We start from the raw sequence: 24462 nt of genomic DNA, 5'->3' as shown, positions 1-24462 counted from the left end.
GAAAGCCAATCGGCGATCACCGAATGGCCATCGACACCTCGGCCGTCAGGTCAGCGCCCGCGGAACCGGTTGATCGCCTCGGCGTGGCGGGCGCGCAGCTCGGGGTCGCGTACGCCGAGTCCGTCCTCAGGGGCCAGACAGCGGACGCCGACCTTGCCCTGGTGGGCGTTGCGGTGCACCTCGTACGCGGCCTGGCCGGTCTGCTCCAGGGCGTACGTCCGGGACACCGTGGGGTGGATCTTGCCCAGCGCCACCAGCCGGTTGGCCTCCCACGCCTCGCGGTAGTTGGCGAAATGGCTGCCCACGATGCGCTTGAGGTGCATCCAGAGGTAGCGGTTGTCGTACTGGTGCAGGAAGCCGCTGGTGGAGGCGCAGGTGACGATGGTGCCACCGCGCTTGGCGACGTAGACGCTGGCGCCGAAGGTCTCCCGGCCCGGGTGCTCGAAGACGATGTCGGGGTCCTCGCCGCCGGTGAGTTCGCGGATCCGCTCGCCGAAGCGGCGCCACTCGTCCGGATCCTGGGTCTGCTCGTCCGACCAGAACCGGAAGCCCTCGGCGGAGCGGTCGATGACCAGCTCGGCACCCATCCGCCGACACAACTCCGCCTTCTCCGGCGAGGAGACGACGCAGACCGGGATGGCGCCACCGTTGAGGGCCATCTGGGTGGCGTAGCCGCCCAGGCCGCCCGAGGCGCCCCAGATCAGCACCACGTCACCCTGCTTCATGTTCGCGCCGTGGTGCGACACCAACTGCCGGTACGCGGTCGAGTTGACAAGCCCGGGACTGGCCGCCTCCTCCCAGCTCAGGTGCGCCGGCTTGGGCATCAGCTGGTTGGCCTTGACCACGGCCAGCTCGGCCAGGCCGCCGAAGTTGGTCTCGAACCCCCAGATCCGCTGCTGCGGGTCGAGCATCGTGTCGTCGTGACCGGCCGCGTCCTCCAGCTCGACCGACAGGCAGTGGGCCACCACCTCGTCGCCCGGGCGCCAGCGGCTCACCCCGGCACCGACCCGGAGCACCACTCCCGCCGCGTCCGAGCCGACCACGTGGTACGGCAGGTCGTGCCGGCGAGCCAGCTCGGAGGTGCGGCCGTACCGCTCCAGAAATCTGAAGGTGGAAAGCGGCTCGAAGATGCTGGTCCAGACGGTGTTGTAGTTGATGGCGCTGGCCATCACCGCGACCAGTGCCTCGCCCGGGCCGAGTTCGGGCGTCGGCACCTCCTGCAGGTGCAGCGCCTTGCGGGGGTCCTTGTCCCGGGTGGCCATGCCGTCGAACATGCGGGTCTCTTCGGCCCGGACCACCACACCCCGGTAGCTCTCCGGTACCGGCAGTCCGGCGACGCCGGCCAACTCACGCGCCGGGTCGGCCGACCCGTCCGCCGCCATGATGGCTTCGAGGATGTTCTGCACGGTGACCTCCGGTTCTCGCCGCGCCAGCGGCGGGCCTGGGGGTGCCATCGTCGACGCTGGTCGGCGGCGATCACCATGTCGGCCGCCAACACATCCCGCGCCTTCGGGCTACCTGTGAGGCCGGAGGTTACTGAACGGTAGCTAGGGTCGGAAGCCTCCTGTGAAAAAGTGCATCGGCCGCTGCGCGGAGGTGCATGCTCGCTCCGGCAAGCGCGCACCTCCGTGCTCGGCCATCGGGTCGGTCCGCCGTGCTCGGCGGCCGGGTCAGTGGGACGCGGCCGGTTGCACCAGCTCGATCAGCACGCCGCCGGCGTCCTTGGGGTGCACGAAGTTGATCCGTGAGTCGGCGGTGCCGCGCTTCGGGGTCGCGTAGAGCAGCCGCACGCCACGCTCGCGCAGCGCCGCACAGGCCGCGTCGATGTCGGCCACCGTGTACGCCACCTGCTGAACGCCCGGGCCGTTGCGGTCCAGGAACTTCGCGATCGTCGACTCCGGGGTCAGTGGCGCGAGCAGTTGCACGCAACCGCCCTCGGTGTCGGGTCCGACCGCCAGCATCGCCTCACGTACGCCCTGCTCGGCGTTGGTCTCCGTGTGTACGCAGCGCATCCCGAACGTGCGCTGGTAGAAGTCGATGGCGGCGTCGAGGTCGGCCACCGCGATCCCGACATGGTCGATGCGGCGCAGCCCGATGTCTGTGACATAGTCGGCAGCGGGCTCGACGGGGGAGTTCTCAGGCATGACGTTAGTCTGGCCGAACAATCGTTAAGGCGTACAGGTCGGCACCCCCTCGGAGGCAGGTATGGCTTCGGTGATCGTCAGCGGCGCGCGGACCCCGATGGGGCGCCTGCTGGGCAACCTCAAGGACCTACCGGCGACGAAACTCGGCGGCATCGCGATCGCCGCCGCGCTCGAACGGGCGGGAGTCGCAGCCGACCAGGTGCAGTACGTGATCATGGGTCAGGTGCTCCAGGCCGGCACCGGGCAGATCCCCGCCCGGCAGGCGGCCGTCGAGGCGGGCATCCCGATGTCCGTACCGGCCCTGACCATCAACAAGGTCTGCCTCTCCGGGCTCGACGCGATCGCCCTGGCCGACCAGCTGATCCGGGCCGGTGAGTTCGACATCGTGGTGGCCGGCGGGATGGAGTCGATGACGAACGCCCCGCATCTGCTGCTCGGCCAGCGCGGCGGCTACAAGTACGGCGATGTGGTGATCAAGGACCACATGGCGCTCGACGGGCTGACCGACGCCTGGGACTGCTGCTCGATGGGGGAGTCCACCGAGCGGCACGGCAGCACCCGGAGCATCACCCGGCAGGAGCAGGACGAGTTCGCGGCCAACAGCCACCAGCGCGCCGCCGCCGCGCAGAAGAACGGCCACTTCGCCGAGGAGATCACCCCGGTGGTCATCCCGCAGCGCAAGGGCGACCCGCTGGTGATCAGCGAGGACGAGGGCATCCGACCGGACACCACCGCGGAGTCCCTGGCCAAGCTCCGCCCGGCGTTCACCTCCGAAGGCACCATCACCGCCGGCAGTTCCTCGCCGATCTCCGACGGCGCGGCGGCCGTGGTCGTGATGAGCAAGGCGAAGGCCAAGGAACTCGGCCTGACCTGGCTGGCCGAGATCGGCGCGCACGGCAACGTGGCCGGGCCGGACAACTCCCTGCACTCGCAGCCCTCCAACGCCATCCAGCACGCCCTGCGCAAGGGCGGGCTGACCGTCTCCGACCTCGACCTGATCGAGATCAACGAGGCGTTCGCCCAGGTCGGGATCCAGTCGACCCGTGACCTCGGGATCAGCCCTGACAAGGTCAACGTCAACGGCGGTGCGATCGCGCTCGGCCACCCGATCGGCATGTCCGGCGCCCGGCTGGTGCTCACCCTCGCGATGGAGCTCAAGCGGCGTGGCGGGGGCACCGGTGCGGCGGCGCTCTGCGGCGGCGGTGGCCAGGGCGACGCGCTGATCATCCACGTTCCCGACCCCACCGAAACTGATCTGTGAGCGAGTCGAACACCCGCGTCCCGGCGGCGGCCACCGGTTCGGTGCGCCGCAGCCGGGACGTTCCGATGCTTGTCGAACGGGCCCGCGACGGTGACCCGCGCGCCGTCGCCCGGCTGATCACTCTTGTCGAGTCGGGCGACGAGACCCTCCCGGCCATCGCCGCGGCACTCGCCCCGTACGCCGGGCGGGCCCAGGTGGTCGGCCTGACCGGCTCGCCGGGGGTGGGCAAGTCCACCACCACCAACGAGCTGGTCCGTGCCCTGCGCAGCCATGGCCACCGGGTCGGCGTACTGGCCATCGACCCGTCCAGCCCGTTCACCGGCGGTGCGATCCTCGGTGACCGGGTGCGGATGCAGGACCATGCCACCGACCCGGGCGTCTACATCCGCTCGATGTCCAGCCGGGGGCATCTCGGTGGGCTGTCGGCGGCCACCCCGCAGGCGGTGCGGGTGCTGGAGGGCGCCGGCTGCGACGTGGTGCTCGTGGAGACCGTCGGGGTCGGGCAGGCGGAGGTCGAGGTGGCCTCGTTGGCCGACACCACGCTGGTGCTGCTCGCGCCGGGCATGGGTGACGCGATCCAGGCGGTGAAGGCCGGCATCCTGGAGATCGCCGACGTCTTCGTGGTCAACAAGGCCGACCGGGACGGTGCCGACGCCACCGTCCGGGACATCCAGGGCATGATCGCCCTCGGCGAGCGTGGGCCGGGTCAGTGGCGTCCGCAGGTGGTGCGGGCGACCGCCTCCCGTGGCGAGGGCATCGACGACATCGCCGCCGCGATCGACAAGCACCGCGCCTGGCTGATCGAGCACGACGAGCTGCGGCGTCGGCGTGAGGCGCGGGCCGCCGCCGAGGTCGAGGCGATCGCGCTCGGCGTGCTCCGCGCCCGGATCGGCTCGCTGCGCGACGGTACGCAGCTGCCGGCGCTCGCCGCCGAGGTGGCGGCCGGTGCGACCGATCCGTACGCCGCCGCCGAGGCTCTGCTCGCTCAGCTCTCCGGCTGACCGCGTCCACTGCGGACCGCCGGGGACGGTTAGGCTCGCACCGCCGCGCGGTTGCGCGGGCGCTGCGACGGCCGCTGGGGGATACATGGACCACGAGATGACGCAGGAGTTGGCGATGACGCCGGACGCTGTCGCGGGCGGGCGTACGCACATCTCGGACGAGGTGGTGGAGAAGATCGCGGTGGCCGCGGCGAAGGCCGTGCCCGGCGTGGTCGAGCTGGGTGGCGACATCGCCCGGTTCTTCAACGCCGTGCTGGACCGGGTGGGGCTCGACCAGGTCGGCGACGCGCGGCGGGGGTGCTCGGCGCACGTGACGAACGGCGGGGCCGTGATCAACCTGGTCATCGTGACCGACGCGGGGCATCCGGTACCCGAGGTGACCACGGCGGTACGGGTCGAGGTGACCCGGGCGGTCGAGGCGTACGGACTGCGGGTCGACGAGATCAACATCCGGGTGGACGACGTGGCCATCGACGGTCCCGTCGGCTGAGTTCGCGCAGCTCAGGTTACCGGTCGGTACGAACTGCCTTATCGATCGTTCAGGTAAGGGCTCTACACTCGACGTGCAGTCGAGGACTCGAGGAGGAGCCCGGGGATGAACGCCGACGACATCGCGGCCGGGCGGGCCCGCTGGCAGGCCCGCTACGACTCCGCGCGCAAGCGGGACGCCGACTTCACCACGCTCTCCGGGATGCCCGTCGAGCCCGTCTACGGTCCGCCGGACGGTGCCGCGTACCCCGGCTTCGAGCGGATCGGCTGGCCCGGGGAGTTCCCCTACACGCGGGGCCTCTACCCGACCGGCTACCGGGGGCGGACCTGGACCATCCGCCAGTTCGCCGGGTTCGGCAACGCCCGGCAGACCAACGAGCGCTACAAGATGATCCTGGGTGCCGGTGGTGGCGGGCTCTCGGTCGCCTTCGACATGCCCACCCTGATGGGGCGCGACTCCGACGACCCGCAGTCGCTCGGCGAGGTGGGTCACTGCGGGGTGGCCGTGGACAGCGCCGCCGACATGGAGGTGCTCTTCGACGGCATCGACCTGGCCGGGGTCACCACGAGCATGACCATCTCCGGCCCGGCGGTGCCGGTGTTCTGCATGTACCTGGTCGCCGCCGAGCGGCAGGGCGCCGACCTGTCGAGCCTCGACGGGACCTTGCAGACCGACATCTTCAAGGAGTACATCGCGCAGAAGGAGTGGCTGTTCGACCCGGAGCCGCACCTGCGCCTGATCGGCGACCTGATGGAGTACTGCGCGGCTGAGATCCCGCGCTACAAGCCGCTGTCGGTCTCCGGGTACCACATCCGCGAGGCCGGCTCCACTGCCGCGCAGGAACTGGCGTACACCCTGGCCGACGGCTTCGGCTACGTCGAGCTGGGCCTGTCGCGGGGACTCGACGTCAATGTCTTCGCACCCGGGCTGAGCTTCTTCTTCGACTCGCACGTCGACTTCTTCGAGGAGATCGCCAAGTTCCGTGCCGCCCGCCGGATCTGGGCGCGCTGGCTGCGTGACGTCTACGGCGCCACCAGTGAGAAGGCGCTCTGGCTGCGGTTCCACACGCAGACCGCAGGCGTGTCGCTGACCGCCCAGCAGCCGGTCAACAACGTGGTACGCACCGCCGTCGAGGCGCTCGCCGCGGTGCTCGGTGGCACCAACTCGCTGCACACGAACGCTCTGGACGAGACCCTCGCCCTGCCCACCGACGAGTCCGCCGAGATCGCCCTGCGGACGCAGCAGGTCCTGATGGAGGAGATCGGGGTGACGAACGTGGCCGACCCGCTGGGCGGCTCGTGGTACGTCGAGGCGCTCACCGACCGGATCGAGGCCGAGGCAGAGGAGATCTTCGCCCGGATCCAGGCGCTCGGCGGCGAGGGCCCGCACGCGATCGGGCCGATGACCTCCGGCATCCTGCGTGGCATCGAGGACGGCTGGTTCACCGGACAGATCGCCGAGGCCGCCTTCACGTACCAGCAGGCGCTGGAGAAGGGCGAGAAGAAGATCGTCGGCGTCAACTGCCACACCGGCACGGTCGCCAAGGAACTGGAGATCCTGCGCATCTCGCACGAGGTGGAGCTGGAGCAGCGCCGGATGCTCGCCGAACGCAAGCGCGGTCGGGACGACGCCCGGGTGCACGCCGCGATCGAGACGATGGTGGCGGCGAGCCGCACCGGAGAGAACATGATCCCGGCGATGCTCGACGCCGTCCGGGCGGAGGCGACCCTCGGCGAGATCTGCGACGCGCTGCGCGCGGAATGGGGCGTTTACCGCGAGCCCGCACGCTTCTGACCTTCGCCCCACCAGGGCGGCTGGGCAGGGGTGACAGTGGCAACTGTGCGGGCCGAGGCTGATCCGAGTTCGGCGAACTGCGTGCGAGACTAGATAACCATGAGCGACCCACGGATCACCTCGTCGATCTTTACCCGCGGCGCGGTCGACCTCAGCGCGCTGCGCACCCCTGCCCCCAGTTCCGCACCGGCTCCGGTACAGGCCGGCCCGCCCGCCGGGGCACCCGGCGGTTCCGTCGGCGGAGTCACAGTCGTCGACGTGACCGAGGCGACCTTCCAGTCGGAGGTCCTGGAGCGCTCGTTGACCACGCCCGTCGTGGTCGACTTCTGGGCCGAGTGGTGTGAGCCCTGCAAGCAGCTCTCCCCGGTGCTGGAACGGCTGGCGGTGGAGGGCGGCGGCGCGTGGGTGCTCGCCAAGGTCGACGTGGACGCCAACCCGCGGCTCGCGCAGATGTTCCGGGTCCAGGGCATCCCGATGGTGTACGCGGTGGTCGGCGGGCAGCCCGTCGACGCCTTCTCCGGCGTGGTGCCCGAGGCGCAGCTGCGCCAGTGGATCCAGGCTGTGCTCAAGGCCGGCGGGGTGAGCGTGGCCGAGCCGGAGGACCCACGACTCGACGAGGCGGACGACGCGTTGATGAGTGGCGACCTGGACGCCGCCGAGCAGGCGTACCGGAAGATCCTCGCCGAGACCCCGACGGACGCCGCGGCCGAGGCCGGGCTGGCCCAGGTGGGACTTGCCCGCCGGGTGGCCGGCGCCGACCCGCAGGCCGCGCTCACCGCCGCGGCGGCCGACCCCGACGACGTCGACGCCCAACTGCTCGCCGCCGACATCGAGGTGCTCAGCGGCCTGGCCGACAAGGCGTACCAGCGTCTGGTCGGGCTGGTCCGCCGCACCGGCGGAGACGACCGGGAGAAGGTCCGTCAGCACCTGGTCGGTCTGTTCGCCATCGCCGGGCCGGAGGATCCCGCAGTCGCCTCGGCTCGCCGAGCCCTGGCCAGCGCCCTGTTCTGAGCACCTGCCACGCCAGCGCGGGCCGGCGTGTCGCCGGCCCGCCCCCCACACCGGAGGACGGGAGCCCATGATGCGCCGGATCGCCGTCCTCGATGCGCCGAGCAACCTCGGTCTGCGCCCGCCCACGCCCACCTCCGTGCCGGGCTGCGGGAAGGCACCCGGTGCGCTACGCGACCAGGGTCTGCTGCCCCGGTTGCGGGCCCGGGACGCGGGTTGCCTGACCCCGCCCCGCTACGACGCGGGTGACTGGCGACCCGGCGACGGCGTCTGCCACGCGCGGGAGATCGCCGACTACTCCGCGGCACTGGCCGACCGGATCGGTGCGATCATCGACCGGGGAGAGTTCCCCGTGGTCCTCGGCGGTGACTGCTCGATCCTGCTCGGCTCGGCCCTGGCCATGCACCGGCTGGGCGAGGCGGTCGGTGGCCGGATCGGGTTGGTCTTCGTCGACGGCCATTCCGACTTCCGGCACCCCGGCAACGCCTCGTACGTGGGCGCGGCGGCGGGCGAGGATCTCGCCCTCGTCACCGGCCGGGGTCAGGCCGACCTGGCGGCCATCGAGGGACGACGGCCCTACTTCCGGGACGTCGACGTGGTGGTGCTCGGCATCCGTGCGCAGGACGAGTACCGGCTCGACCTCCAGGCCGCCGGAATCATCACCCGACCGGTGCCGGCGTTGCGCGCCGAGGGCGCGGCGCGTACCGCCCAGTGGGCGCACGAGCAACTCGCCGACTGCGCCGGCTACTGGGTGCACGTCGACGTGGACGTGCTCGACCCCGCAGTGATGCCGGCCGTCGACGCTCCTGACCCGGGTGGCATCGCCTTCGCCGAGCTGGAGATCCTGCTCGCCGGTCTGGTCGACACCCCGCACTGTCTCGGTGTCGAGCTGACCGTGTTCGATCCCGACTACGATTCGGACGGCGCGTACGCCGCGGAGATCGTCAACACCGTGGTGTCCGGCCTGCGCCCGGTGACGACCCCCGGCTCGGCGGCACCCCGGCTCCGGCCTGAGCGGCTGCCGTCCTCCAGGTCGCCGGTCCAATCCGATACACCTGATCTCGTCGGTCCCGGCCCGGACGGCGACGCCGTGACGGCATCCGCCGCACCGATCGATGGCGGACCGGATACTGCCCGCTCACGGACGGACACGGCGCCGGAACACGTCGGGTCAGCTGGTCCGAGCCCCGGTGAACTCGCGGAGTCGCCGACGCCAGCTCGCACGATCGAGGACGACGAAGACGTCCTCTCCCACTGATGTCGCCTGACGGGGCCGGCGGCCGACCCACTGCGCGACAAGGAAGCTGGGACCTCAGCATGCGGATGTTCGGAAGACGAAGCGTGCCGCCTCCCGCTGAACCGCGACCACTTCCTCCGTCGTCAGGCCGAGCAGTTCTGCCGCCAGAGCGAGTTCTCCCGGCAGTGTCGAACGGCTTTCCATCGGGATGTCGGTGTTGAAGCTGACGGGTATGCCCGCGTCAAGGAAGACGCGCACGGGGTGCAGAGCAACCGACGTGACGGCGCCGAGCGCCAGGTTGGATGAGAGGGACACCTCGATCAGGACTTCGTCGTCCCGAAGCCGTTCAAGCAGGGCCGGGCTGCGGGCGGCGGCCAGTGCGTGGCCCAGCCGCTGCGCGCCCAACTCGTCAAGTGCGCGCCAGATGCCGTCGAGATCGCCGAACTCGCCAGCGTGCACGGTGACACCGAGCCCCAGTGCCCTGGCGGCGGTGAACAGGCCGCGAAAGGCGGTGATGTCGGAGTGTCGACTTTCGTCACCGGCAAGATCGACACCGACGAAAGTGGTGGGAAGATCGCCCAGACGGGCGGTGCACTGCTCCAGGAATTCCTCGTCGCTGTCGCGGTTGACCAGGAGAATTCCTCTGATGGTGGGGCCTTCGAGCGGCTGCATCGCAGCGTGCGCGGTGTGCAGGAACTCCTCAAGGGGCAGCCCATCCAGCAGGAACCTGCGGGGTGAGAGCCGCAGTTCGGCGTAGTCGACCTGTTCGCGTCGCTGCTCGGCGTGAATCGCCCGAATAAACGCACCGAGGTCGTCCCGCGTAACGGGTAGTCGGGTTCGGTTGCGCACGTCGTGGGAAGCGAAGAAGGCCGCTGCTGAGTTCCGGTGCCGCGCTGCGTTGCGCAGGCCAAGTTGTGCCCGCTTGCGTCGCTCGGGTTCCAGATGAAGATGAAGATGCGGCAGCACGTTCAGTCGGTCTTCTTCAGTAGCGTCTTCGCCCACCTCTGTAGCGTCCGGCCCGAACTGTCCTCCTCCTCAGTCCACGCCCGGGTGACGTCGAAGCCGGCGTTGTTCGCGAACGTACATAGATCAGATAATTCGTACAAGAAGAAGTGTCGTATCGCTCCCGATCGCCCCAGTGGCTCGCTAACCACCCCCCGGCCCTCCTTGACCGATACCTGCATGAGCCCGCCCCGCCGCAACACCCGGTGGAGTTCGTCGAGGGCCCTCGGTATGTCCTGTTGACCGAGATGCAGTAGCACCGCCGAGCACCAGATGGCGCCGACGGAGGAGTCGGCGAGGGGGAGGGCTCGTATGTCTGCCACGACCCGGTGGAACTCGTCGCTCCACCTCACTTGCCCGAGTAGGGAGGCGGAGGCGTCCAGGGCGATCACCGGGCGGCCGGTCCGGGCCATGTGATGGGCGTCCCGTCCGGCTCCCGCGCCAGCATCGAGCACGGGACCCTCGGTCACTTCGAGCAACTCGTCGATTTGGCTCGGGAGTGTGGAGTTGGCGGCGAACGAGTCGGTGGCGGCCGCGTACCCCACGGCGTTGGCCTCGTACGCGGCGATCGTCTCCTTTATGACATCGATCTCCGTAGTGTGACTCACCCGGGCCTCGTTCCGTCGGAGCTCACTGATAGTGATGTGGCAGTTTTCAATATAGGGAAAAGCTGCCCAATCCCACATATCCGACAAATTCACCAGACGTGCCCAGGCGCGACGTGCGTACTGCGAGACCGGCGGGGGCTTCGAGGTCAGATAGCGCGTCGAGGGTAGCCAGGAGCAGAAGTAGTAGTTCTCCTGCCGCGAGGCAGCCGCAGCCAGCGGCTCCAAGTCGTGAATGACCCGGGAACCTGGTGGCACCAGGCTCTGCGGGTCGGCCGTCACGGGTAACGGAAAAAGGTGGAGGTGGCAGTGTGTGATACACCCGCCGCCTCGCTGGGCGACCTCCTTGCCGGACGAGCCGTGCTCGACCATTACCACGCGGCAGTCGAAGACCCGTTGGATGAGTGCCGCGACCGAGCGTGCCGTCCCGTGCAACAGGGATCGCTCCTCCGGTAGGAGGTCGCCGCTGCTGGGCACATGGCGGTGCGGTACGACAAGGGCGTAGCCCGGAACCAGCGAACCGAGTCCCGCCATGACGTCCATGCCTGAGTCGCGCATGATCAGCCGGTGCTGCCGGGTGCCCGGTGCGGAGGAGGCGGCAGCGTTGTGCTCTACCTCCTGGCACAGCTCGCAGGTGTGCGATCTTGCCACCCTTGTCACCGACCCCCTGCCTGCCTCATCACTCGGTCGGTCCCGGCCCTCCGCGGGGTTCCAGTTGTCGGGCGGCTCAGGATCATTTGTGGTCACGGTCCCTGTCCTCCACGTAGCCGACCCCGAGCGCCCCACACCAGTTGAAAGATGAGCAGCAGCGCGGGAAGGATCAGACCCACCAGGAGTTCCGTGCGGTCCACGGCGCGGACGGAATAGAGGATGACCGCGCCGATCGAGTAGCCGACTCCTATGAGCCACAGAACCAACGCCAGCCGGTGGCGGCGCATCCAGCCCACGACGACGTTGCGCATGAGCAGGGCACTGGTCAGCTTCTTGGCGCTGGTCTGGGTTTGTATGAGGGCACAACCGGGATACAGCAACTGTGCTTCCCCTGTGTGGCCGGCGAACAGCGCCTCGCGCATCTTGGACAACGCCGAAACGAACGGCCAGATCGCCCAGATGGATTCCCTCAGAGGACTTCGGGGTAGCTCCCACGCCCCGGTCTTTCCCTGGTCTTGCACGATGGCCGAAACCGTGCTGAACAATTTGGGTTGTAGAGGATCGACACCTGCCGCCAGTAGCGCGGTCACGGCGATGGGACCGGCGAAGTGCGGAAGGGCGTTCTGGAACACGAGTTGACGGCTCCCGTCGGGGTACGGGACGTCGAACTCCTCCACTGTCGATGACCGTTCCGCATGTTCGCCGGGTACCAGGCGGTCGAGAATCCAGTCGGCGGTCTTGCTGATGGTATTCACGCTGAGCGCGCCTTCGAGTCTGGCGAGGGCGAGCAGTGCGAAACTCGTGTGCAGTAGGGTCGGTGCGGTGCCCGGCAGAGGACCCCATGCCGGAGCGTCCGGGCTCTGGGCTCCGATCAGCCACTTCTTGGCATTGTCGATGACCGAGGGGGGCCCGCCGCACTCCTGTAGCGCCAGCATGCACAGTGTGGTGTGGAAGACGCGGGAGGGCTGACCAGCGTAGGACGCCCAGCCGAAGTCGGTGTTCTGGCTTCGTTCGAGGAAGCTCACGCCCGCCCGTAGGGACTCTGAGGCTGCGAGCCGGCCGGTGCCGGGAGGGCTCAGGGCGCGTACGACCCAGGCCGTTGCCTCGATGATCGGAAAGCCGTTGGTGGTCCGAACCGCCCAACCACCAGCCCGTTCGGGCGGTTCGACGACCTGATGGTCGATCAGATACTTGATGATCTCATCGACTCGCTCGAATTCCTGGCCGGCAAGCCGGAAGGTAAACAGCCCCACTGCGGAGGCCGTGATGCCCGGCGCAGGATCGTCCAGGAAGTGGTACCACCCTGCTGCCTTGTTGGATGACCGGAAGTTGACTCGGAGGCAGTCGAGTGCTCGGTCAATAGCACCTGTGATCTCCGAGCCGGAGAGGCTGCCCGCTGATTGTGTCAATTGATCTCCATGCCGAGGGTCACACGGTATCGTCGACTGCGGGCCGGAGGAGCACGTGCCGTCGTCGCCGGATATGTCACGCACCGATTGGTCGGTGGCCAGCTCACGCACGGCGTTCTGCTCATGCCCGTTCAGGCACCGTACCGGGTGGTCCGAGTGCTGACTACCCTGCGGCGAAGAAGGCGAAGGGCGTCAAAGTCGTTTGGTTGCCTGTGAGGTGGATGCCCGCCCATGGGCGGTGACGTGTTGCGCTGGTCGATCGATTGTGGACGCAACCTTCGGATAGCCGAAACTCGGTGGACAAGCAATTGGCGTACATCCGACAGAACTGAAATTCGGCGTGCGGGAACTCTGGTTCACCGGGGCAGGGCGCGCAGGAAGCGCTCCGCGATCGGTACCGCGGTGCCGCTGCCTGAGCCGCCCTTCTCGACGAAGACGGCGAAGGCGACATCGCCCTGCCAACCGACGAACCAGGCGTGGGTGTTCTCGGGGTTGTCGTCGTACTCGGCGGTGCCGGTCTTGCCGTGCACCGGCTCACCTGGCACATCCCGCAACGCCGTGCCGGAGCCGCTGGTAACCACTTCGCGCATCATGTCCTGGACGGCCTTGACCGCCTCGGGCTTCAACTGTGGCCCCGGCTCGGCGGCCCGTTCCGGCGCGGGATCCACGAGCAACTGCGGTGGCAGGAACGTGCCCCGAGCCACCGCAGCGGTCGCGGCCGTCATGGCCAGCGGGCTGACCACTGTCGTACCCTGACCGATCGCCGCGGCGGCCTGTTCGGTGGCGCCGCCGCCCGTCGACACCTTGCCGGTGAAGGCGTCGAGGCCCAGGTCACCCCACTCGCCCTCCAGGCCCAGGGTGCGTCCGGCGGCAGCGAGCCCGTCCGCGCCCAACTGAGGAGCGAGCGCGGCGAAGGCGGTGTTGCACGACTTGGCGAAGTCGGTGCGGAACGGCACCTCGCCGAGGGCGAAGTCGTTGGAGTTCTTGAAGGAGCGCCCGTCCACTGTGAACGTCTTCGGGCAGGCGACGGTGGTGTCGGGAGTCACCGCACCCCGTTCGATCAGCCCGAACGCGCTCACCATCTTGAAGGTCGAGCCGGGTGGCACCTGCGCGGTGAAGGCCAGGTTCTCCCCGGCCGCACCGGGGCCGTTGGCGGCGGCGAGCACGGCACCGTCGCTGATCCGTACGGCCACCAGCGCGGACCGTCGGCGTTCCCCGCGCAGCGCCCGGTCGGCGGCGTTCTGGGTGGCCACGTCGAGGGTGGTACGAACCGGCTGACCGGGCTGGGGCTCGCTGCGGAACACCTCGGTGCCGGTCGGCTCGACGGTGCCGTCCGGCCCGGGACGGTTGATGACGACTGTCAGCCCAGGTACGCCGCGCAGCCGCTCGTCCCAGCGGCCCTGCAACCCACCGTGGCCGACGAGGTCGCCGGGAGAGTAGCGGTCGGGGTGCTTGGCGAGGTCCTCGGCGTACGCGGGATCGACGCTGCCGAGCACCGCCCGGGCGAACTCGCGGGTGGGTGCGAGGTCAAGCTTGTCGGTCGGGAACTTCGTCCCCGACAAGGGGTAGATGCGTGGCTTGATCTGCCGGTACGCCTCGTCGCGTAGGGTGACCACCTCGACAAATGCGTCTGGTTTGGCCTCCTTGAGTCGTTTGGGCAGATCTGACAGGTCGACCGGCGGGTTGATCGCCGGCCGGACGGCGCGGAATGCGGCATCCAACTCGCGGATCATGGCCTTGACGTCTGTCACCTCGTTGGGTTGCAACCCGACCCGGACCACGTCGCGCGGCGCCACGATCGGCTCGCCGGCGCCGTCGAGCACGGTGGCCCGGGGCGCCCGTTCCCGCCGCACCCCCAGTCGGTCGCCCCGGGTGAGCTGTTCCTGGACGATCTGCGGCTCCCAGATCACCTGCCACTGGTCGTCGCGGCCCTGGGTGAGTCGCACCGGCCGGTCGTACGCCCAGGTCGTCCCGCCCGGCAGCGTCCACTCCGTGCGGACGGTGGCGGTGGCGGTGTCCCGGACGACCTCGGGATCGCCCTGGCGGGTAAGCGTGAGCGGAGCGTCGACAAGTTCGCCGGAAAGCTCCCGGATCTCCTGGACGACGTTGCCGGCGGGAATCTTCGCACCGGTCGGGTCGACGAAACCGACCGCGTTCAGGTCGCCCTTGCGCCAGCCGTCCAGGAAGGCGTCGACGGTGCGCTGCGGGCCGTCCTCACCGGAACAGGCGACCAGGCTGGCCGCTGCGACCAGGCAGGTGGCGGCGACGGTCAGTGACGACCGGCTACGTCGGTGTCGGCGCGGAACGTACATCTGGTGCTTCCTCCTGGTCGGCTGCTCCGCACGCTAGTACGCCGACGCACCGGCCACTGTCCCGGTCGGGCCTGGTCAGGGGAAAAGACGGTCTCGTGACGGTGTGATGAACAACATCAGTTGGGGTACTCCGAACCCGGTCGAACCTCGTACCGCAACGGGTGAAAGGACGACGTCGGAGATCCGGACGTCTGGCCGGTGGTCCGCCGACGGTGAAATCGGTCGGCCCGCCTAGGCTTGGCGGCAGAGTGACCCACAGCGCTGTGGGTCGAGGGGAGTGGCACCGATGGACCGGCGTCCGGCGATCAAACCGGAACCCGACCTCCGGCAGGCTGACACCGGCCGGGACGACAGTTTCGACACGGCGACCGACGGGGACGGTTTCGGCCGGCTCGACACAGGCGCGACCGGGATGACCGGTTCGAGCATCGACACCCTCTACGATCTGGGACTGCCGCCGGAGGCGCTGGCCGACGACGCGGAGGACGCTGAACTCGACGAGCCGGTGCCCAACGCCGAGCGCCTGGTCGCCCAGGCTGTCTCGCTCGCCGGCGATGACCATGACGCGGCGACCCTGGTGAGCCGGTTCTGGCGGTTCGCGCCGGACGAGGAGCTGATCGGGTTCACCGCCGAGGAGATGCTCGACGCCGCCCGCGCGCACCGGGAACTGGCCCGGCAGCGGGTGCCGGGTGAGTTGAAGCTGCGGATCCACTCACCCGACGCGGAGCAGCACCACAGCGTCATCGAGATCGTCACCGACGACATGCCGTTCCTGGTCGACTCGGTGACCGCCCTGCTCAACACCCACCATCTGGACGTTCACCTGCTGGTGCACCCGCTGGTCGTGGTACGCCGGGAGCCGCTGGGACGGCTGGTCGAGGTCGCCGCCGACGTGGAACCGGACGACGCGATCTCCGGCGACCTGGTCGAGAGCTGGATGCGGATCGAGATCGACCCGGTTCGCGACCCGGAGGAACGGGACAAGCTGCGCCGGGAACTCCAGCGGGTGCTGACCGACGTGCGGGAGGCCGTCGAGGACTGGCCGAAGATGCGCCAGCGCGCCCTCGCTTTCGCCGACGAGTTGGCCGCCGCACGGACCAGCGACAACCGGCCACCGGTGCCGGAGAAGGACATCACCGACTCGGTCGAGCTGCTGCGCTGGCTGGCGCACGACCACTTCACCTTCCTCGGGTACCGGGAGTACCGGCTGGTGCCGAACTCGGCCGAGGGCGGGCCGGCGTTGGAAGCGGTGCTCGGCACCGGGCTGGGCATCCTGCGCCAGGACTCGCCGGAGGCGCGCGCGTTGTCCTCGATGACGCCGGAGGCGCACGAGAAGGTCACCGAGAAACGCCTGCTGATCATCACCAAGGCGAACTCGCGGGCCACCGTGCACCGCTCGGCGTACCTCGACTACATCGGCTTCAAGATCTTCGACGAGAACGGCGAGGTGGTGGGCGAGCGGCGCTTCCTGGGCCTGTTCTCCACCGCCGCGTACCGGACCAGCGTCCAGGAGCTGCCGGTGGTCCGGCGCAAGGTCGCCGAGGTGCTGGACCGCTCCGGGCTGAGCCTGCGCAGCCACTCCGGCAAGGATCTGATGCAGATCCTGGAGACGTACCCGCGCGACGAGCTGTTCCAGATCAAGACCGACGACCTGTACCACGCGGTCATCGGGGTGCTGCGGATGGCCGGTCGTCGGCAGTTGCGGGTCTTCCTGCGCCGGGACGCGTACGGGCGGTTCATCTCCTGCCTGATCTACCTGCCCCGGGACCGGTTCACCACCCAGAACCGGCTGCGCATGCAGGACATCCTGCTGCGTGAGCTGAACGGCGTCGGGGTGGACTACACCACCCGGGTGACCGAGTCGATGCTGGCCCGGGTGCACTTCATCGTGCGTACCGACCCGACGAGCCCGCCCGGCGACATCGACGCCGATCTGTTGGCCGAGGAGCTGGCCGACGCCACCCGGTTGTGGGACGACGACTACCGGCTGGTGCTGGAACGCAAGCTCGGCGACGAGCAGGCCAAGCACCTGTTCGGCAGGTACGCCGACGCGTTCCCGGAGGGCTACAAGGACGGGCACACGCCGTACGAGGCGATGAAGGACCTGGCCAAGCTGGAGCTGCTGGAGGAGCCCGGCCAGCTGGAGATGCACCTGTTCCGTAAGCAGTTGGCACCGCGGGCCGGCAGCCGGGGTCCGGACGTCGACGAGTCGATGGACGTGCGGTTCAAGGTGTACCGCTACGGCGAACCGATGATGCTCTCGGCGGTGCTGCCGGTGCTGCACTCGCTCGGCGTGAAGGTCGTCGACGAGCACCCGTACGAGGTGGAACGGGTCGACGGCCGGATCTGGCTGTACGACTTCGGGCTGCGACTACCGGAGGGTCACCAGGAGCTGGCCGAGGTACGCCCGCACGTGGAGAACGCCTTCGCGGCGGCGTGGCGGGGCGAAGCCGAGGTGGACCGCTTCAACGAGCTGGTGCTGCGCGCCGGGCTGACCTGGCGTCAGGTGGTGGTGCTGCGCGCGTACGCGAAGTACCTGCGCCAGACCGGCACGGTGTTCTCGCAGGACTACATGGAGTCCACCTTCATCGCGTACCCGCACCTGGCCACGCTGCTGGTGCAGCTCTTCGAGGCGCGGTTCGAGTCGGGCCCGGTCGATGCCGAGCAGCGCGAACGGCGCGGCGCCGAGCTGGTGGCCGAGATCCGCGCCGCGCTCGACGACGTGGCCAGCCTCGATCAGGATCGGATCCTGCGTTCGTACCTGAACCTGATCCAGGCCACTCTGCGGACCAGCTTCTACCAGAAGCCGGTGGGTGGGCGGCCCAAGCCGTACGTCGCGTTCAAGCTCGACCCGCAGGCGATACCCGAGCTGCCCGCACCCCGGCCCAAGTTCGAGATCTTCGTGTACTCGCCCCGCTTCGAGGGTGTGCACCTGCGGTTCGGGCCGGTGGCCCGGGGCGGGCTGCGCTGGTCCGACCGGCGGGAGGACTTCCGGACCGAGGTGCTCGGCCTGGTCAAGGCGCAGATGGTGAAGAACGCCGTGATCGTGCCGGTGGGCGCGAAGGGCGGCTTCGTGCTCAAGCAGAAGCCGGGCGACCGCGACGAGGCGGTGACCTGCTACAAGGAGTTCGTTTCGGCGCTGCTGGACGTCACCGACAACATCGTGGCCGGTGAGATCGTGCCACCGGAGGACGTGGTCCGGCACGACGGCGACGACCCGTACATGGTGGTGGCGGCGGACAAGGGCACGGCGACCTTCTCCGACACCGCGAACGAGATCTCGACGGCGCACGACTTCTGGCTGGGCGACGCCTTCGCCTCCGGCGGCTCGGCCGGCTACGACCACAAGAAGATGGGCATCACCGCCCGGGGTGCGTGGGAGTCGGTCAAGCGGCACTTCCGCGAGATGGGGCACGACACCCAGAGCCAGGACTTCACAGTGGCCGGGGTCGGCGACATGTCCGGCGACGTGTTCGGTAACGGCATGCTGCTCTCGGAGCACATCAGACTGGTGGCCGCCTTCGACCATCGGCACATCTTCCTGGACCCGGACCCGGACCCCGCCACCTCGTACGCCGAACGGAAACGGCTGTTCGAGCTGTCCCGCTCCACCTGGGAGGATTACAACCCAGAGTTGATCTCCGCCGGTGGCGGCGTCTATCCGCGTACGGCGAAGTCGGTGCCGGTCTCACCGCAGGTTCGTGCCGTGCTGGGGCTCGACGACGACGTCGAGCAGCTGAGCCCGCAGGAGCTGATGAAGGCGATCCTCACCGCGCCTGTCGACCTGTTCTGGAACGGCGGCATCGGCACCTACGTCAAGGCGTCCAGCGAGACCAACGCCCAGGTGGGCGACAAGTCGAACGACGCGATCCGGGTGGATGGTCGCAACCTGCGCTGCCGGGTGGTCGGCGAAGGCGGCAACCTGGGCTTCACCCAGCACGGCCGGATCGAGTACGCCCAGGCGGGCGGCCGGATGTACACCGACTTCATCGACAACGCGGCCGGGGTGGACTGCTCCGACCACGAGGTGAACATCAAGATCCTGCTGAACACCGCGGTCGCCGACGGGGAGCTGAGTCTGCCCGAGCGGGACGAGTTGCTCGCCCGGATGACCGACGAGGTCGCGGAGCTGGTGCTGCGGGACAACTACGACCAGGCCCGGGCGATCAACAACTCGCAGGCCCAGGCGACCTCGCTGCTTCCGGTGCACCGCCGGATGATCACCGAGCTGGAGCGTGCGGGCGTCCTGAACCGGTCGCTTGAGGCGCTGCCGCCGGACGAGGAACTGGCGGTCCGTACCGAGTCCGGGCTGACCGCGCCGGAGTTCGCGGTGGTGCTGGCGTACGTGAAGATCGCCCTGGAGAAGGAGATCCTCACCGACGGCCTGCCGGACGAGGAGTGGACCGGCGAGGTGCTCGTCAACTACTTCCCGACGCCGATGCGGGAGCGGTTCGCCGATCGGATGAACCGGCACCGGTTGCGCCGCGACATCGTGACCACGGTGCTGGTCAACGAGGCGATCAACCGGGGCGGGATCTCGTTCGTCTTCCGGGTGGTCGAGGAGACCGCCGCGACGGCGGCGGACGTGATCCGGGCGTACGTGGTGGTCCGTGAGGTCTTCGGACTGCGTCAGCTGTGGGACGAGGTCGAGGCGCTGGACAACCGGATCGACCCGGAGTTGCAGACAAGCGTCTATCTCGACACCCGTCGGTTGCTCGACCGGGCGGTCCGGTGGCTGGTGACCAACCGCCGCTCGCCGATCGACGTGCCGGCGGAGATCAGCCGGCTGCGGGACGGGATCACCCGGCTGCTGCCCAAGATGGAGACGCTCTTCTACGGCAGTGAGCGCGAGTCGATCGTGGCGCACATCGACTCCCTGACGGAGCGTGGTGTGCCGCGCGAGCTGGCTGAGCGCAGTACCCGGCTGATGTACAGCTTCGGCCTGCTGGACGTGGTGGAGACCGGCGCCGCCACCGGGCGGGACGTCGGCGAGGTCGCCTCGGTCTACTTCGTGCTCTCCGACCGGTTCCGGGTGGATTCGCTGCTGTCGAAGATCTCCCTGCTGCCGCGCGAGGACCGGTGGCAGACGCTCGCCCGGATGGCGCTGCGCTACGACCTGTACGCCGCGCTCGCCGCCCTCACCGCGGAGGTGCTCGACTCCACGCCGGGCGACCTGCCGCCGCAGGAGCGGGTACAGCAGTGGGAGCAGTCGAACGCGACCTCGATCCACCGCGCCGAACGGGCGATGGGCGAGTTCGACGAGTCCCGGGCGGACCTGGCAGCCCTCTCGGTCCTCCTCCGCCAGATCCGCACCCTGGTCCGCACCTCCGCCGCAACCTGACCGCTCCAACCCGTCGCGATCATGCAGTTGTGGCGGTCCGAACGCGCGGATACGCGGCTTTCGTTCGGTGCCACAACTGCATGATCGGCGAAGTGGGGGCGGCGAGGCGCGGGCGGGATGGTGGGTCGTGGCCTGGTGGGGTCAGGCCACGAGGGAGGCGAAGACGATCACGTTGTCGGGGTAGTCGCCGGTCGCCTCGTCGAACTGGCCGCCGCAGGTGATCACCCGCAGCCCTGGTCGGTTGCTGGGGCCGTACACCTGCTCGGTGGGAAAGGCGTCCTTCGGGTACGAGGCCACCGAGTCCACCCGGAAGGTCGCCGCGCGGCCGTCGGCCCGGTCGACGGTGACGGTGTCGCCGGGTTGCAGGGCGCCGAGGGAGAAGAAGACGGCGGGACCGATCGCGGCCGAGTCGACGTGCCCGACGATCACCGAGTTTCCCGGCTCACCCGGGCTCGGTCCCGGCTCGTACCAGCCGGCGAGCAGCGCCTGGTCGAGCGGGGGCACCTGGACGGTGCCGTCGGGGTTGGTGCCGAGCGTCATGATGCTGGCGCGGACTCCGATGCGGGGGATGGTGATGGTGGTGGGAGTGGCCCGGGGGAGTCCCGTCGGTACCTGATCCCCGCCGTTGAGGTCGGCCTCGGCGAACGGACCGTTCGGGGTCGGATCGGTCGTACCGGCCACGGGCTGCGGTGGGCGCGGGGAGTCGGTGGTCTTCAGCGAGGCGCCGATGAGCCCGGAGCCCATCATGGCGAGCAGGACGACGACGGCGGCGCCGACGGCGCGCCACGGTCCCCCGCGACGGCCGTCGGCCCGTGTCGTCGTCGCGTCAGGCCGCGAACTCATCGGCCCGACGACGGCGCATCAGCACGAGGCCACCGAGGGCGGCCGCGCCGACCAGGCTCGCCCCGGCGGTGGCCAGGCCACGGTCGGCACCGGTGGCGATGCCACCGTCACCGCCGTCGACCCCACCGTGCGGCAGGACGACCAGCTCGCCCGTGCCGCAGGAGCCCTCCAGCTTGTACTTGCCGGGCTTGGCGTCCCGGGCGACGCGGGCTTCGCCGTAGTAGACGAAGTCCTTCTTGTGCTCCCAGCCGCCGTCCTTGCCGCGCTCGCCGGCCTCGTCGGCCGCCCAGTCGCGCTTGCCGGACCGGTCTTCGCTCTCGCTCGACCAGTCGCGCTTGCCCGACTCGTCCGACCAGTCACTTTCGCCGGACCACTCGTGCTCGGCGGAGTCGGAGCCGTTCTCGTGCCGACCCGACCAGCCGCCCGTGGACTCCTCGTCGGCCCAGTCGCTCTCGGCCTGGCCCTTCCAGTCCTTCTTGTCCTTCTCGTCCTCGCGCTTCCAGTCCTTCTTGTGGTGGTCCTTCGAGTCGCGGCCACCCTCGGCGTCCTGGCCGTGCTCCTCGCCCTTCCAGTCGTCGCGGACGTCGGCCGCGCCGCCGCCCCAACCGCTGCCGGACTCGGCCTCGGCCGGCTGCGAACGTTCGTGGCCGGACCAGCCCTCGCTGTCCGTGCCGCGTTCGCTGGCGCCGTTCTCCTCGCCCCAACCCTTGTGGTCCCCACGCGAGCCGCGGTCCTGGGCCGGCTTGAGCTTGACCTTGCCGGTGACCTTGGACCAGACGAAGGGGTGCTCCTGCGGCTCGTTGCAGATCTGCACGAGCTTGACCTCTTCGCCGGCCTTGACCGCGTGCGGCTTGGCGAAGACCTTGCCTTCGTCCGTGTGCGGTTGGCCGTCGGCGTACGCGACCCCCGGCGCGAACACCAGCAGGGAGGCGCTGCCGAGGGCAGCACCCGCAACGACCTTCCCCAGCATCTTCTTAGCCATGACCTGTGTCACTCCATCCCTGTTGTCCTGCGGCCGGCAACAACCGAGCCAGAACCGACGTTAGACCGTTTCATGACTTATGCAGGGAAAAATTCGTGTTCTGCCATTAGTTCGGTCTGCCGGGTTCTGACGGGCTACTTGCCCGGGGAGTGCCGACCTGTCCGCGTGCCTGAGCGGGAGCTGGACGGGCTGATCCGGCCGCTGGCTTCGTGGTTGCGGTACCGATGGGGCATTTGTCCCGGTAGGGTTTCGAAAATATCGAACCATTGCCATGGAAGCGCTCCCATGCAAGAATCGCTGCACGCGGTGAGCAGAGCCACACCGCGTAGGCAGGTGTCGAGGGCATCCGGTTCGCCGGACGACCACCTGGCCGCCGACCGGTGAGCCCGGTCGTCGCACCACCACCAACGCCCGTCCGGGTCGGGCGCTCCCGAAGAATCCCGTTGGTACCGGCGGTCGTCCGCGCAGGACGCCCCTCGGGCCACGTGCCGGGCCGTACGCGGATCCGGTCTCGCCCAAGGAGATCAGTGGCATGAATGTGTGGAGAAGGCTGTCCGGCCGACGCCGGGCCGTCGCGCTGGCCGGCGCGAGCGCGCTGGTCGCGGGCGGTTTGGTGACGCTGCCGGTGACCGCCGCGCACGCGGCGACGCAGTGCGACGTGGCGTACACGACGAACGACTGGCAGGGCGGCTTCACCGCCAACGTCACAATCAGGAACGTCGGCGACGCGCTCAGCAACTGGACGCTCGGCTTCACGTTCCCCGACGCCAACCAGCGCCTCGTGCAGGGCTGGTCGGCCCGGTGGAGCCAGTCGGGCCGCAACGTGACCGCGCAGAACGAGTCGTGGAACGGAAGCCTGGCCACCGGCGCCAGCACGAGCATCGGCTTCAACGGCTCGTGGAGCGGCAGCAACCCCAAGCCCACCTCGTTCACCGTCAACGGGGTGACCTGCAACGGCGGCACCACGCCGACCACGCCGCCGCCGACGACCCCGCCGCCGACGACCCCGCCCCCCACCACGCCCCCGCCGACCACGCCGCCGCCGACGACCCCGCCGCCCACCACGCCGCCGCCCGGCACCAAGGTGGACAACCCGTACCTGAACGCCCGGGGCTACGTGAACCCGGAGTGGAAGGCCAAGGCCGAGTCGGTAAGCGGTGGCAACCGGGTGTCGAACATCTCGACCGCGGTCTGGATCGACCGGATCGCGGCGATCGAGGGCACCGACAACAGCCAGTCCAACGGTCCGATGGGGATCCGGGACCACCTGGACGAGGCGGTGCGGCAGAACGCGCAGTACATCCAGTTCGTCATCTACAACCTGCCCGGCCGCGACTGCGCGGCGCTCGCCTCCAACGGTGAGCTGAAGGCGGACGAACTGCCGAAGTACAAGGCCGAGTACATCGACCCGATCGCGGCGATCCAGGGTGACGCGAAGTACCGCAACATCAGGATCATCAACATCATCGAGGTCGACTCGCTGCCGAACCTGGTGACCAACACCTCCGGCAACCCGGGTGGCACCGTCATGTGCGACACGGTCAAGGCCAACGGTGCGTACGTGCAGGGTGTCGGCTACGCCCTGGCCAAGCTGGGCGCGTTCTCGAACGTCTACAACTACGTCGACGCCGGGCACCACGGCTGGCTCGGTTGGGACAGCAACTTCACCCCGACCGCCCAGATCCTGAAGGAGGCCGCCACGGCCTCCGGCAGCACCGTCAACCACGTGCACGGCTTCATCACCAACACGGCGAACTACTCGGCGCTGATCGAGCCGTACGCGAAGGTCACCGACTCGGTGAACGGGCAGACGGTGCGGCAGTCCGACTGGATCGACTGGAACCAGTACAACGACGAGCAGAGCTTCGCTCAGGCGTTCCGCCAGGAACTGGTTCGGCAGGGCTTCCCGAGCGGCATCGGCATGCTGATCGACACCTCCCGTAACGGCTGGGGCGGCCCCAACCGGCCCACCGCTGCGGGACCGACGACCAGTGTGAACGCCTACGTGGACGGTGGCCGGGTCGACCGGCGTATCCACAAGGGCAACTGGTGCAACCAGTCCGGTGCTGGTATGGGCGAGCGGCCGAAGGCCGCGCCGGCGACCGGCATCGACGCGTACGTCTGGGCCAAGCCCCCGGGCGAGTCGGACGGCTCCAGCCGCGAGATCCCGAACAACGACGGCAAGGGCTTCGACCGGATGTGCGACCCGACGTACACCGGTAACGACCGCAACGGCAACAGCATGAGCGGTGCCCTGCCGGACGCCCCGATCTCGGGTGCCTGGTTCTCGGCGCAGTTCGCCGAGCTGATGCGCAACGCCTACCCGCCGCTGTCCTGACGGACACAGGCATACCCGCCGCCGACAGTAGGTGAGGCGCTGCG

The 24462-nt window shown here is 69.3% G+C and carries 16 protein-coding genes; 8 read left to right on the top strand and 8 right to left on the bottom strand.

Annotated elements, in window-relative coordinates:
* Positions 1-50 precede the first annotated feature (50 nt).
* A complete protein-coding gene (gene ccrA, locus AB0I71_RS29005) occupies positions 51-1406 on the bottom strand; it encodes a crotonyl-CoA carboxylase/reductase (RefSeq protein ID WP_357589991.1) in 1356 nt (451 codons plus the stop codon).
* Positions 1407-1670: 264 nt separating this feature from the next.
* Positions 1671-2144, bottom strand: coding sequence for a methylmalonyl-CoA epimerase (gene mce, locus AB0I71_RS29000; protein ID WP_357589963.1), 474 nt, complete (start codon positions 2142-2144; stop codon positions 1671-1673).
* 61 nt (positions 2145-2205) lie between these two features.
* On the opposite strand from mce, the gene AB0I71_RS28995 reads away from it, so the two are divergent.
* The 6 genes from AB0I71_RS28995 to AB0I71_RS28970 all read left to right on the top strand — a co-directional run bounded on the left by AB0I71_RS28995 (position 2206) and on the right by AB0I71_RS28970 (position 8956).
* Positions 2206-3405, top strand: a complete 1200-nt coding sequence (locus tag AB0I71_RS28995; protein WP_357589961.1) for an acetyl-CoA C-acetyltransferase — start codon at positions 2206-2208, stop codon at positions 3403-3405.
* Entirely contained in the window at positions 3402-4406 is a 1005-nt protein-coding gene (gene meaB / locus AB0I71_RS28990; RefSeq protein WP_357589959.1) for a methylmalonyl Co-A mutase-associated GTPase MeaB, read from the top strand. Before AB0I71_RS28995 ends, meaB begins: the two co-directional genes overlap by 4 nt.
* An 85-nt stretch (positions 4407-4491) precedes the next feature.
* Positions 4492-4896, top strand: a complete 405-nt coding sequence (locus tag AB0I71_RS28985) for an Asp23/Gls24 family envelope stress response protein (RefSeq protein WP_210830110.1) — start codon at positions 4492-4494, stop codon at positions 4894-4896.
* A 105-nt stretch (positions 4897-5001) separates the two neighbouring features.
* Positions 5002-6690, top strand: coding sequence for a methylmalonyl-CoA mutase family protein (locus tag AB0I71_RS28980; RefSeq protein WP_357589957.1), 1689 nt, complete (start codon positions 5002-5004; stop codon positions 6688-6690).
* 99 nt (positions 6691-6789) lie between these two features.
* Positions 6790-7701 carry a tetratricopeptide repeat protein gene (locus tag AB0I71_RS28975; protein WP_357589955.1) on the top strand — a complete coding sequence of 304 codons (912 nt, stop codon included), beginning with the start codon at positions 6790-6792 and terminating at the stop codon, positions 7699-7701.
* A gap of 67 nt (positions 7702-7768) precedes the next feature.
* Entirely contained in the window at positions 7769-8956 is a 1188-nt protein-coding gene (locus AB0I71_RS28970) for an arginase family protein (RefSeq protein ID WP_357589953.1), read from the top strand.
* A 54-nt stretch (positions 8957-9010) separates the two neighbouring features.
* Here AB0I71_RS28970 and AB0I71_RS28965 read toward each other — a convergent pair whose 3' ends face one another.
* The 4 genes from AB0I71_RS28965 to AB0I71_RS28950 all read right to left on the bottom strand — a co-directional run bounded on the left by AB0I71_RS28965 (position 9011) and on the right by AB0I71_RS28950 (position 14914).
* On the bottom strand, positions 9011-9937 hold the full coding sequence (locus tag AB0I71_RS28965; protein ID WP_357589951.1) for a hypothetical protein: 927 nt from the start codon (positions 9935-9937) through the stop codon (positions 9011-9013).
* On the bottom strand, positions 9904-11289 hold the full coding sequence (locus tag AB0I71_RS28960) for a methyltransferase domain-containing protein (RefSeq protein WP_357589949.1): 1386 nt from the start codon (positions 11287-11289) through the stop codon (positions 9904-9906). The genes AB0I71_RS28965 and AB0I71_RS28960 overlap by 34 nt, the downstream gene beginning before the upstream one ends.
* Positions 11286-12713, bottom strand: a complete 1428-nt coding sequence (locus tag AB0I71_RS28955; RefSeq protein ID WP_357589947.1) for a prenyltransferase/squalene oxidase repeat-containing protein — start codon at positions 12711-12713, stop codon at positions 11286-11288. The genes AB0I71_RS28960 and AB0I71_RS28955 overlap by 4 nt, the downstream gene beginning before the upstream one ends.
* 245 nt (positions 12714-12958) lie before the next feature.
* Positions 12959-14914 (bottom strand): penicillin-binding transpeptidase domain-containing protein, encoded by a 1956-nt coding sequence (locus tag AB0I71_RS28950; RefSeq protein WP_357589945.1) that lies wholly within the window; start codon positions 14912-14914, stop codon positions 12959-12961.
* Between the two features lie 286 nt (positions 14915-15200).
* Between AB0I71_RS28950 and AB0I71_RS28945 the strand changes: the two genes are divergently transcribed.
* The gene (locus tag AB0I71_RS28945; RefSeq protein ID WP_357589943.1) at positions 15201-20255 is read left to right on the top strand and encodes an NAD-glutamate dehydrogenase; all 5055 of its coding nucleotides are present in this window, start codon (positions 15201-15203) and stop codon (positions 20253-20255) included.
* 141 nt (positions 20256-20396) lie between these two features.
* Here AB0I71_RS28945 and AB0I71_RS28940 read toward each other — a convergent pair whose 3' ends face one another.
* The gene (locus tag AB0I71_RS28940; RefSeq protein ID WP_357589941.1) at positions 20397-21098 is read right to left on the bottom strand and encodes a class F sortase; all 702 of its coding nucleotides are present in this window, start codon (positions 21096-21098) and stop codon (positions 20397-20399) included.
* The gene (locus AB0I71_RS28935) at positions 21082-22080 is read right to left on the bottom strand and encodes a hypothetical protein (protein ID WP_357589939.1); all 999 of its coding nucleotides are present in this window, start codon (positions 22078-22080) and stop codon (positions 21082-21084) included. Before AB0I71_RS28935 ends, AB0I71_RS28940 begins: the two co-directional genes overlap by 17 nt.
* A 532-nt stretch (positions 22081-22612) precedes the next feature.
* Here AB0I71_RS28935 and AB0I71_RS28930 point away from each other — a divergent pair.
* Complete coding sequence (locus AB0I71_RS28930) at positions 22613-24418, top strand: glycoside hydrolase family 6 protein (RefSeq protein WP_357589937.1); 1806 nt, start codon at positions 22613-22615, stop codon at positions 24416-24418.
* Positions 24419-24462 lie beyond the last annotated feature (44 nt).

The organism is Micromonospora sp. NPDC049891, from assembly GCF_040660295.1.
In the GTDB taxonomy this organism is placed as follows: Bacteria; Actinomycetota; Actinomycetes; order Mycobacteriales; family Micromonosporaceae; genus Micromonospora.
Note: the sequence above shows the minus strand (reverse complement) of the source record. Positions and strands in the feature narration are given on the sequence as shown.